Annotated in this window: 9 protein-coding genes; 1 reads left to right on the top strand and 8 read right to left on the bottom strand. The window is 36.6% G+C overall.

What is annotated here, in order from left to right; genetic code table 11:
* Nucleotides 1-177: 177 nt before the first annotated feature.
* The 8 genes from ACZZZK_RS04860 to lpdA form a co-directional block, all read right to left on the bottom strand.
* The gene (locus tag ACZZZK_RS04860; RefSeq protein ID WP_463483152.1) at nt 178-1164 is read right to left on the bottom strand and encodes a transglutaminase family protein; all 987 of its coding nucleotides are present in this window, start codon (nt 1162-1164) and stop codon (nt 178-180) included.
* 43 nt (nt 1165-1207) lie between these two features.
* Complete coding sequence (locus ACZZZK_RS04855) at nt 1208-2143, bottom strand: alpha-E domain-containing protein (protein ID WP_463483151.1); 936 nt, start codon at nt 2141-2143, stop codon at nt 1208-1210.
* 9 nt (nt 2144-2152) lie between these two features.
* Nucleotides 2153-3601, bottom strand: coding sequence for a circularly permuted type 2 ATP-grasp protein (locus ACZZZK_RS04850; protein ID WP_463483150.1), 1449 nt, complete (start codon nt 3599-3601; stop codon nt 2153-2155).
* Nucleotides 3602-4056: 455 nt separating this feature from the next.
* Entirely contained in the window at nt 4057-4584 is a 528-nt protein-coding gene (locus ACZZZK_RS04845; protein ID WP_056849867.1) for a ferritin, read from the bottom strand.
* 438 nt (nt 4585-5022) lie between these two features.
* Complete coding sequence (locus tag ACZZZK_RS04840) at nt 5023-5382, bottom strand: hypothetical protein (RefSeq protein WP_463483149.1); 360 nt, start codon at nt 5380-5382, stop codon at nt 5023-5025.
* An 81-nt stretch (nt 5383-5463) separates the two neighbouring features.
* On the bottom strand, nt 5464-6021 hold the full coding sequence (locus tag ACZZZK_RS04835) for a GNAT family N-acetyltransferase (RefSeq protein WP_463483148.1): 558 nt from the start codon (nt 6019-6021) through the stop codon (nt 5464-5466).
* Entirely contained in the window at nt 6022-6861 is an 840-nt protein-coding gene (locus tag ACZZZK_RS04830; protein WP_463483147.1) for an MBL fold metallo-hydrolase, read from the bottom strand.
* 143 nt (nt 6862-7004) lie between these two features.
* Nucleotides 7005-8393 (bottom strand): dihydrolipoyl dehydrogenase, encoded by a 1389-nt coding sequence (lpdA, locus tag ACZZZK_RS04825; protein ID WP_463483146.1) that lies wholly within the window; start codon nt 8391-8393, stop codon nt 7005-7007.
* 782 nt (nt 8394-9175) lie between these two features.
* On the opposite strand from lpdA, the gene ACZZZK_RS04820 reads away from it, so the two are divergent.
* Nucleotides 9176-12535 carry a TonB-dependent receptor gene (locus ACZZZK_RS04820; RefSeq protein WP_463483145.1) on the top strand — a complete coding sequence of 1120 codons (3360 nt, stop codon included), beginning with the start codon at nt 9176-9178 and terminating at the stop codon, nt 12533-12535.
* The last annotated feature ends 112 nt before the right edge of the window (nt 12536-12647 follow it).

Genomic DNA, 12647 nt, shown 5'->3' with positions numbered 1-12647 from the left:
ATTGCCGATATTCCTCTAATGACTCATTAATGATGGTATTTCAATGCAAGCAAAACAAAGATTTAATTATATGAATTCATCGGATGAATACGTCTAAAACGCAGAGATCAATCAGATGAACAAATTGTTTTATGCTGTCGATCCTGCCTTGTCCTTAAATCTTGAAAATCCTGATCCCTACTGTTGCTGCTGTTGCTGCATGGCTTCCATATATTGCTGGTAGCTGTTTTGCTTTCTAACGGTAGTTGCTAATCCTGATGGTTTGGTATAATTTACTTCTTTGGGTTGGAAGTAATTCTCATTGTCGTTAAAATCTTCATCGTTATAACCTACCGATACATTTACCTCCATAATATGCTCAAAACCACCTTTATAAACCCCTTTTACAGGTGAGCAATCGGCAAAATTTCGGCCAACTGCCAAACGAACATGATTTTCATTGGTGATGCAATTGTTGGTAGGGTCGAGGCCTAGCCAGCCATATTCTGGCAAATAAGCTTCTGCCCAGGCATGGGTTGCGCCTTCACCACGCATGCCGTCTCTGTTCGGGCAAATGTATCCACTTACATATCGCGATGGGATACCCGTTAACCTTAGCATAGCAGTAAGCACATGCGCAAAATCCTGGCAAACACCGGCTTTTAATTTCAGAATTTCTTCAATGGTGGTATCTACCGCAGTAATTCCTTTAATGTATTCGAAGTTGCTGAAAACGTGTGCACAGTATTTAACTGCCGTTTGATATGGCGTATCTTCTGCTGCTTTAATGGATAAAGCGGTTTCTTTCAGTTGAGTTATTCCTTTAAAAGATTCTTGCCTCAGATAATCAATATAAGGCACTTCGTATTTGATGGTCTCTAGACTATTCCACTGTTCGCTGCTAAACATGTCATCTTGAGGCAATGGTTTAGCGAAAGTTTCTACACTAACCTTTGAAAATATTTTCAACTGTGTGTGGGGTTCATTTTGAGTAAAAGTTCCCACCTCGTTTCCATAATAATCTATAAAAATTTCAATCTCCGGGCTACCTGAAATATTAAGGTCGTGTTTAACCACCTTCTGGAAATCGTCTTTTATAGGAAACAAAATGATCTGATTGGCGCTATCCCGAACTGGCGACTCGTATTTGTAATTGGTGATATGTTTAATTTTAAAAATTGGCATAGTGATGTTGGTTATTATTATCTATCGGGATGATTATTTAATACTATGAATTTGCGAAATAATATTCGTTTAAAAGGTTTCCGATGCCAAAAAGTTCAGCCCGGATTTCAGTTAAATAATCATGCAACTGCTCTTCTTCCATTGTGTTAACCGAACTATAGGTAATCATACTTTTCAACCGACCTATTTTAAACGACAAGTTATTGTAATGCTCAATATTGCTTTCGCTTTTTAACCTGTTAAAATACCGCTCGATATTATGCATAGAGTAAAGCGCCGATCGAGGAAAATCGTTATTTAACATCACCAATTCGATAATATTTTTAGCGTCAAATCCTTGTCGATAGGTTTTCAAATAAAGCTCATAACCACCTAAAGATAAAAGTAAATGTTTCCAGTAAGCGATATCCGTTAACAAATCGGGATTGTCGCTAATGGAGCTAAATTTAATGTCCAAAATATCAACAGATTGAATACTTCTTTCCAAATGTTTCCCGATTTTCATGAAACTTCGACTTTCGCCACGTTCCATAGCGCTATCTGCCGTTCCGTGGTAAAGCATTACCTGCTTAATCAAAATATCCAGGGCTGTAATTGGATCATCTTTTTGTACATACCACAATAGCTTTTCGTCTTTAACGGTGTGATAGTATTCGTTTAAACATTGCCATAAATCTTTCGGAATGTGCTCTTGTACGCTTCTTGCATTTTCTCTGGCCAGCGTTACAATATTTAAAATCGAATTTGGGTTTTCACGGTTTAACAATAGATATTCAATAACGGCTCTACTATCGTGCTGAATATTTAACAGTTCGTTTTCATCATCAGCAGAAAAAATCCTGATCACGGGTTTCCAGGTAAATTCCTGGATGGTATCTTGCGATGAGGCATAATTTATTTTTAGCATGCGAAGCATACCATCGCTACGCTCCACATACCTGCTCAACCAATATAAGCTTGATGCTACTCTACTTAACATATTTTTATTCTAAGAAGTTAAAACCCATGTATCTTTACTGCCGCCACCTTGCGAACTATTTACCACCAAAGAGCCTTCTTTCAGGGCCACCCGAGTTAATCCACCGGGAACAATGGAAATTCCATCCGGTCCATTTAGTGCAAAAGGACGTAAATCGATTCTTCTTGGTGCCAGTTTTCCGTTAATAAAGCAGGGGGCAGATGACAGGCTTATTGTTGGCTGAGCGATGAAATTGCGTGGATCTTTTAGGATCTCTAGTTTGTAATCATCTGTTTCCTGTTCCGAAGCTGCATGCCCCATTAACATGCCGTAACCGCCACTTCCATTGGTTTTTTTAATCACCATCGTGTTGATGTTCTGAAAAACATAATCCAATTCATCGCGATTGCTCAGCTGGTAGGTGGGTACATTTTTTAGTATGGGTTCTTCGTTCAAATAATATTTAATCATGTCCGGCACGTAGGTGTAAACTGCTTTATCGTCAGCAACGCCATTTCCAACAGCATTCACTATGGCTACATTGCCTTTTCGATAAGCGCCCATTAAGCCGGCTACGCCTAGAACGCTGTTCGGGTTGAATACCAGCGGATCGAGGTAATCATCATCTACCCGTCGATAAATTACATCAACCTGCTGCAGGCCTGTAGTGGTTTTCATGAAAACTTTCTGGTTTTTAACCACTAAATCCCGGCCTTCTACCAATTCAACACCCATCAATCGGGCTAGGGTAGTGTGTTCGTAGTAAGCAGAATTGTACATGCCCGGGCTTAAAAGCACAATTGTAGGGTTTGATACCGCTCTTGGCGAAAGCGCCATTAGGTTTTTGTAAAGGATGGCTGGGTATTCGGTTACACTTCTTACGCCGCATTGCGGAATCAAATCAGGGAATAATCTTTTCGTTATTTCCCTATTTTCCAGCATGTAGCTCACGCCAGATGGGGTGCGCAGATTATCTTCAAGTACATAGAAAGTGCCGTCGTGATCCCGGATCAGATCAATGCCAGCAATGTGAATATAAATGTCGTGAAGTACATTTACATTGTGCATCTCTCTTAAAAAGTGTGGGCACGAATAAATTACATTGATAGGTACAATTTGATCCTTGATGATAAATTGATTGCTATACACATCTTTTAAGAAAAGATTCAAAGCCTTTAAACGCTGTTTAATTCCTTTTTCAATAAACGACCATTCACTCGAGGTGATGATACGGGGGATGATATCGAAAGGGAAAATCTTTTCAATTCCTTCACCGCTATCATACACGGTGAAAGTAATACCCTGGCTCATGAAGAGTTTTTTTGCCAACTCTTCTTTTTTGTTTAGGTTTTCGAGAGATTCTTTAGAGAAATTATCAATGAAGTTTGAATAGTGATTTCTGTAAGTGTCACTATTTAAAAACATTTCATCATAAGTTTGGGGATGATTTAAGTAATTTTTTATAAAATTTTCTATCATTTGACTTAAATATTTTGTTAAAGTATGATTTTGAAAGTAAAAAATGTGTTTTTGTTATAAAAAAATTATACTTAAACGTTTTGTTGTGTTTTTAGGTAATATTTTTATCTGTTTTTTGATGATGTTTTGTGTTTTTTATTAAATAATTTAATTTATTTATAAATATTGCTTGCTTATATGAAGAAAGTTTGTACTTTTGTGATGCTCGTTAATTATTATTATATATTTGGTTTAAAAAAAGCGCTGGCAACGGCGCTTTTTTTATAAAACTCTTCAGACTTATTCATAATCAACATAAAACCAAACAAACTAAACTAAAAGAAGCTTTCAAGTGATCACTTGGAAGCTTTCTTTTTTAATAAGGTTTTAGTTGCGGGAATAATGCGCAAAAAAAAAGACCATCTTGAGGTTAATCAAGATAGTCTTTTAAAGATATGTTTTGTTGATTGTTATTATTAATCTTCCGAATAGGTGATTTTGTTCACATGTTTGTCTATTTCCCATCTTCCAGTTCCTTCTTCACCAATCACTTCGAATAGTTCAAGCGCTCTACGTGCTTTATATTCTTCTTCACGTTGCTCTTTTAAGAACCAGTTCAAGAATTCCATAGTTACGAAATCTTGTTCTTTATGGCATCTAGCCGCTAAATTTTTAAAGCTTTGCGTAATTGCAATTTCTGCCTCAAGTGCATCTTCAAATACTTCTCTAAAACCTGCAAAGTCAGTTTTAATTCCTGTAACTTCCGGAGAGATTGCATTGCCACCCATATCTAAAACGTATTTGAACAATTTTAATTGGTGCATTCTTTCTTCTTCAGATTGTTTTGTGAAATAATCTGCCGAGAAATCGTAGCCTTGTTGGTTACACCAAGAGGCCATTGATAAATATAGTGATGAAGAGTGAGCTTCTTTTTTTATTTGCTGATTTAAAAGTGTTTCGATATCCTGAGATATTAAACACTTTATACGCATTAGATCTTTCATAATTTCTGTGCTTTAATAACAATACAAATGTAAAACGAAATTGTTCAATTATACTATTTATTTGCTATATGAAATTAGTCTAAATTGCTGATAATAAGTTATTTGTAATGAGTTTAAATAATGACAATTGTTGGTGTGTGTTGCTGAATAACGTTTAACGGATACCGATTGGAAGACATTGAGATAGTGCTTTGATTTTGAGCGAAAGCCCGATAGCGCAACGAACAAAGTTAAGGATGAAGACGCAAAAATGGAGGTCGGAATATTAGAGATTGACTAGCTAAGCAAGAATGTGAAGAGATAATTGCTAGAAATAAAGAAGAAAATCAACTACTGTATAATAAATATAAAGCACCAATTGATTAATCAGAAATATACTAAAGACGGTTGATTCAATGAATAAAAAACAAATAAGCCACTGACGATTAAGCCAATGATTTAATAAACTAATCTATAAAGACAATCGCTAAGCAGGTGGTTGAGTTTGAACATGGTAAATGCGCCTTGTAATAAATCTTTTAAAGCAACAATTTCCAAGGCATTTAAGAGGTAAATATGCTCGCAACCATTAAAAGTTACCAACTCGAAATCAGCCCGGTGTGTATTTAGTAGAAGCTCTTCGATGTCGATTTGCTCCACTACCTTTTTTAATTTTTGTAGCGACATGCAATTGTATTTGGCAAACTTCCCGCCAAAATCAACATAAAAGCAATTTAATTTATCTGATTGATAAACAGAGCCATGTGCATTTGAGAATACGTTAACCAGTTCATTAATATCAATACAAGCTTTTTCCATGTATTGCAAAAATTGGCATTATTTAGATTAAATACAAATAAAAACAAAAATAAATTTTCGAATTGACATCAAGCTGTTCATTTAAATATCGTAAATAAGATGATCGTATTCGCCACCCATAAATTTCTGAGTATTCTGCTTTTTAAAGCCAGACTTTTTATACAGGTTTTGTGCAATCAGGTTTTGTTTTTCTACCAGTAAACCTACCTTCTGATGTCCGAGCGCCGAGGCCCAGTTTATACCTGACTGAATTAATGCTTTGCCAATTCCTTTTCCCTGTGCTTCTGGAACAACGCTCAAGGTATCGAAATAAAACTCTCCTGATTGAGTTTCCGGCTCCGGTTCAAAGTTTTTTAAATTGTGCTTCTCTGCCAAATATTCTAGAAAACCTTTTCGCAATGCAAGTAAATCGCCGCCATTGTAGGCATTTAATGCACCAAGAACTTTGTCTTCCTCCACATATATTATTGTGTTTTCGTAACTGTATTGATTTCCGTTCTGCTGAAAGAAATGTTTAAATAATTCGAATATCACTTTTGGATCACTAGAGTTGGCAAACTTAGCAGCCAGTTCATCCATCGCCAAAACAATTAATGGGACTACCGCATCTGCATCACCTGGTTTTGCTGGCCTAATCATCTAAATTTCACTCAATTTAAATGTTTGATCCACCCGTATCCCTTTTTCAGTTCTTTGTAAAGTACAGCACTCGTTCAAAGGATCATGTTCTAAATAAAGAATGTAGTCGTTATTGACAGCTTCATTTAAAAAAGCCTGTTTTTCGGTCAATGTTTGCAGTGGAAACATATCATAAGCCATCACATAGGGCAGGGCTAAATGACCAACTGATGGTAAAAGATCGGCCATGTAAACGATGGTTTTTCCCTTATATTTTATTTTCGGCAACATCATCGCATCGGTATGGCCGTAAGCAAAAGAGATGTTAATGTTGGACTGCCATTCTATATTTTCGTTTTCTTCCACAAACTGAAGTTGACCACTTTCTTGAATAGGTAGGATATTTTCTTTTAAAAATGATGCTTTTTCGCGGGCATTTGGATCTACAGCCCATTGCCAATGTTTTTCGTTACTCCAATACTGAGCATTTTTGAAAGTAGGGGATAGCTTGTCATTCTCCCGCTTAATGGCGCCGCCTACATGATCAAAGTGCAGGTGTGTTAAAAATACATCGGTGATATCATCCAATCCGAAACCCAATTTAGCCAGTGATGTCGTGATTGAATCATCGCCATGCAAATGATAGTGACTAAAAAATTTTTCATCCTGTTTATCGCCAATTCCGGTATCAACCAAGGTAAGCCTATTGCCATCCTCAATTAAAAGACAGCGCATGGCCCATGTGCAAAGGTTGTTCGAATCTGCCGGATTGGTTTTTTGCCATATTGCTTTCGGAACAACACCGAACATGGCGCCGCCATCCAATTTAAATAGACCTGTGTTTATAGTATGGAGTTTCATCTGCTAGTATTTAGTATCAAGTATTTGGTATCAAGATGTGAGTTGGCTATTAAGTTTTAAAAATACAAAAACCCTTTAGAACTAACTAAAGGGTTTTCGTATTTTGACTAAAGACTAAAGACTAAAGACTAAGGAGTCCCGACTTACAAGTGGATAACTTCACCGTAAGCATCTGCAGCAGCTTCCATAATGGCCTCACTCATTGTTGGGTGAGGATGTACAGATTTTATCATTTCATGACCAGTGGTTTCTAATTTACGGGCAACCACAATTTCTGCGATCATTTCAGTAACGTTAGCACCAATCATGTGTGCGCCTAATAATTCACCATATTTGGCATCAAAAATTAATTTTACAAAACCATCTTTTGCACCAGCTGCACTTGCTTTACCTGAAGCTGAGAATGGGAATTTACCAATTTTCAATTCGTATCCAGCTGCCTTAGCCGCTTTCTCAGTATATCCCACTGAAGCGATTTCTGGAGTGCAATAAGTACAACCTGGAATGTTGTTGTAATCCAAGGCTTCTACATGCTGACCAGCAATTTTTTCCACGCAAATAATGCCTTCGGCAGATGCTACGTGTGCCAATGCCTGGCCGCCAACAACATCGCCAATAGCATAATATCCTTTTACTGAGGTATTATAAAATTCATCGGTAACGATTTTACCTTTTTCAGTTTTGATTCCGGTTTCTTCTAAACCGATGTTCTCGATGTTTGCTACAATACCAGCTGCAGAAAGTACAATATCAGCCTCAATAGTTTGCATGCCTGATGCCGTTTTAACAGAAATTTTACAGCCAGCGCCAGCAGTATCAACTGATTCAACCGAAGCTGAGGTCATTACATCGATACCCACTTTTTTCAAGCTACGCAATAATTGTTTAGATACATCTTCGTCTTCTACCGGAACAACGTTTTCCATAAATTCTACGATAGTTACTTTTGTGCCCATTGTAGCATAGAAATAAGCAAACTCCACACCGATAGCGCCTGAACCCACCACAACCATACTTTTTGGTAATTCTGGTAAAACCATTGCCTGGCGGTAGCCGATAATTTTTTTACCGTCTTGTTTCAAGTTTGGCAATTCTCTTGAGCGAGCACCAGTTGCGATAATGATATTTTTTGCTGTAAGTTCTTTTTGAGAACCATCTGCACCTTTAACTTCTAATTTATTTCCCGGTTTCAATTTACCGATACCCATCACTACGTCAATTTTATTTTTCTTCATTAAAAATTGAACGCCCTTACTCATGCCATCGGCTACGCCGCGGCTACGTTTTACAACTGCTGCGAAATCTGCTGTAGCACCCGCTGTAGTAATTCCGTAATCTGCAGCATGGTTAATATATTCGAAAACCTGAGCACTTTTTAATAATGCTTTCGTTGGGATACAACCCCAGTTTAAACAAATACCACCTAATGATTCACGCTCTACAATTGCAACTTTCATTCCCAATTGTGAAGCTCTGATTGCAGCTACGTAGCCACCTGGGCCGCTGCCTAAAACAATAACGTCGTAATTCATCTGTTTTTTTTATTTTATTTTTTATCTGTCAGATGGAACTTTTCATAATTAAAACATCACAAAGTGATGTTTTGCGATTTAATTATGAACTGTTCATATCTAAAAAGATTTCTTTTAAGCTGTTTTATTGTTGGTAATCTCCCGGTTAGGAGAAGGCTCTTTGAAACAGATTTCCCTCGCTTTAATAAATTATATCAGCATTACACTTAAAAAACTTTTGTTTCTTATAATCCCCAAAACTAAAAAAAAAATGTTAATTGGCACTGATGAATATGAGATCCCGTGTCAAAATTCGGAATTTGACATATTACTTTCATAACCTGGTTGAATTATCGTTAAAAAAGATCTCTAAAATGTTAAATCATCATATAAAAACGAGCTTTTGAAGGCTAAGTAATAAATCCATAGTCCGAATATTATTTTTCGGGATAATTTAATCGCTTCATTCGGTATTAGTCAACAATTTGTAAGATTTAAAGGGCTAAAGGTGTAAATGTTTAAATACTTTTTTTGTGAAATTCAGCAATCGACCTTTTTTTGATTCGATAATGGCAAGATTATATGTGATTCTTTAAGAAAAATTCAATGTTGCTTACAAACGATTGATAAAGTGAAAGTTAAAGGACTTATTAATGATGTTAATTGTTGAAAAGTTTTGGAATGCTTAACGATAATTTAACATTGGATGTTAAAATGTGTTAAATTTTATTAAGTACATTTGCGCCAATAAAATCACCCCCGATTATTATTCAACAAACAAAAAACATTTAAAAAAACAAAGTATGAACAAATCTTTACTTTTAAGATTAGTACTCGTTATTGTTGCAGTTGTAGGTTTTACTTTCGGTGCTAGTGCACAGGTAACCACATCATCAATGACAGGAACAATTAAGGATGCTAGTGGTGCCTTGCCAGGTGCAAGCGTTAAAGCTACACACACGCCAACAGGTTCCGTTTACACGGTTTCTACAAACGCTGATGGTAGATTTACCATAGGCGGTATGCGTGTTGGTGGTCCGTACACGGTTGAAATTAGTTTCGTGGGTTATAAGCCTGCAAAATTATCAGACATTTATTTGAAATTAGGTGAGCCTTACTTACTTAACTTAGTGTTAGTTGATAATAGTTCAACATTAGCTGAAGTTAAAGTGGTTGGTCAAAGCACGAACAGCATCTTAAATTCAAATAGAAATGGAACATCAACTGTAATCGGAAAGCAACAAATTCAAGCATTGCCTACCATTTCGCGTAGTGTAAATGATTTAACTCGTTTAACGCCGCAGGCTAATGGACAATCAATTGGTGGTGGTAATTACCGTTCGAACAACTTTACGGTTGATGGTGCGAACTTTAACAACCAATTTGGTATCGGCCAGAATATTCCTGCAGGTGGTTCGCCAATCTCAATTGATGCATTAGAGCAAATCTCAATCAATGTTACACCATTTGATGTTCGCCAGACTGGTTTTACTGGTGGTTCAGTTACAGCTGTAACTCGTTCAGGAACTAACTCATTTTCTGGTAATGCCTTTTACACCATGCGTGGTGAAGAACAACAAGGAAAAAGAATTGGCGAAAGCTTTAGAATTCAAAATCTTCAACCTTTAGATGAGAAGAATTATGGATTTAGTTTAGGTGGTCCAATTGTTAAAGATAAATTATTCTTTTTCGTTAACTACGAGAAGAAAAGAACTGAACAGCCTGGAACACAGCGTTTAGCTGCTACTCCTTCTAATCCTTACGATCCGGCTAACCCTAACGTAGTTAGAGCCGATGCATCGTTTTTAAATGAAGTTTCTTCGTATTTGAATACAAGATATGGATATCAAACTGGCGGTTATGAAGGTTACTCAAACATCAGTGATAACGAAAAAATGTTCGCCCGTTTAGATTGGAATATTTCTAAAAGCCACCGTTTCAGTGTGCGTTATAACCAAGTAGAAAGTCAATCACCATTTTCAGCAAGTACTTCAGTTACCAATTCTGGTGCAACGGGTAACTTAGGCTATCTAAATTCAAGATCTGGAAATCAGCGTGAGGCTGGTTTGCCATTTGAAAACTCAAATTACTACCAAGCGGCTAACTTATATTCTGCAGTAGCTGAATTAAATTCAAACTTTGGAAGTAAAATTACAAACGTAGCTCGTGTAACTTATTCTCATCAAAACGATCCTAGAAATTCTGATAGTTCTCCATTCCCTTTGGTTGATATTTTGGATGGAACGCAAACAGGAAGTACAGGAGGTAATGTGTTAACAACTTTTGGTTACGAGCCATTTACTTACGGAAACTTACGTGATGTGAAGGGTTATACTTACAGTGATGATTTAAGTTTAGCTTTAGGTAAACATAACATTACTTTAGGTTTACAAGCTGAGTTTAGTACCACAAAAAATGGTTTTCAACGTTTTGGTACAGGTTTCTATACTTTCAGAACTTGGGATGATTTCGTGAATAACAGAATGCCACTACAGTATTCAGTTACTTATCCATTAACTGCCGATGGTTCACAAGCTTTCCCGAGCTTTAAATTTGCTCAATATTCAGCTTATTTACAAGATGAGTTTTCGGTTACAGACCGTTTAAAATTAACAGCTGGTTTGCGTATTGAACAGGCTACTTATCCTGAGGCTGATGAAATTCGTACTCACCCTTTAGTGGCTGCTCAAACATTTGCAGGCGGTCAGAAAGTAGATACTGGTGTTTTACCTGAAAACAGACTTTCATACTCCCCACGTTTCGGATTTAACTGGGATGTATTGGGAGATCGTTCATTACAATTACGCGGTGGAACTGGTATATTTACTGGTCGTGTGCCATTTGTATGGATTGTTTCTCAATCTAGTGATGCTGGATTATTACAATATTCTCAAGTTTATTCAAGTCTAAATGGTGGTACAGTGCCTTTGTTTAATCCTAACATTGCACCTAATTTGTTAACCGCAACAAGACCTCCAGCTGGAACAACTATTCCTGGAACAATTAGTGTAATGTCTCCAGATTTAAAATTCCCCCAAACTTGGAAATCAAGTTTTGCAATTGATGCTAAATTACCATGGGGTATCGTAGGTACATTAGAAGGTATTTATGGAAGAGATTTGAATGTTGCTGTAGCTAAAAACATCAATTTAGAAAACCCTATAAATCTTGCGATTTCAGGATATCCTGATACTAGACCAATATATGCGAATTCGGTATCAGCAAGACAAGTTGTAGATATTAATGCTGGAGGTATTCCAACTACTAATGGTTCAGGTGCATTAAATGTTTACCAAATGACTAATGCAAAAGGTGGTTATACTTGGCAAGCAACTGCACAATTAACAAAACAATTTAGCAGTGGAGTATCAGCAATGATTGCTTATACCCGTTCAGATCAACGTAATTATGGTGATGGAGCAGGTGATCAGTTGGGTAACTTATGGTCTATTCCACAAACATCTGGTAACCCAAATGAGCCTACATTAAGTTATTCGAATAACTTAACCCCTGATCGTATCATTGCAAGTGTATCTTACCGTAAAGAATTTTTGAAAAATTTAGCTACATCTGTTTCTGTATTTTATGAAGGAGCGCAACAAGGTAGATTCTCTTATACTTATGGTGCAGATATTAACCGTGATGGTGTTAATGGTAATGATTTAATCTATATTCCAAGAGATGCAAGCGAAATTACTTTCGTGGCGCAAACTGTAGGAAGTGGACCAAGTGCAAAAACCTACACAGCTGCTCAACAAAGTGAAATTTTTGAAGCCTATATCGCTCAAGATAAATATTTAAGCGCACACAGAGGTGAGTATGCAAAACGTAATGCTGCTACTTCACCTTGGAGAAATCAGTTTGATCTTCGTTTAGTTCAAGAAGTTTTTAAAAACGTAGGTAAAACAAAAAATTCAGTACAATTTACCGCTGATGTTTTCAATGTGGGTAACTTATTAAACCGTAAATGGGGTAATGTTAATTTCGTGAATAACGCAGCAGTTTTAGTTCCAACAAATACTGGTGCTGTAAACAACACCACAAGGCCAACATTTAGGTTAGCGAGTTCAAGTGGAGATGTTGTTCGCGAAACATTTGGTACTTCTCAAACGATTTCTTCTACTTACTACATGCAATTTGGTATTCGTTATAACTTTAACTAATACTTAATTTAAATAATAATTTATAAGCCCTGACTGAAAAGTCGGGGCTTTATTTTTTACAAGACTTTTAAAATTCAAAACTTTTTCTACCCAATAGAATTGTATATACATA

The sequence above is a fragment of the Pedobacter sp. AC163 genome (assembly GCF_979258665.1).
Note: the sequence above shows the minus strand (reverse complement) of the source record. Positions and strands in the feature narration are given on the sequence as shown.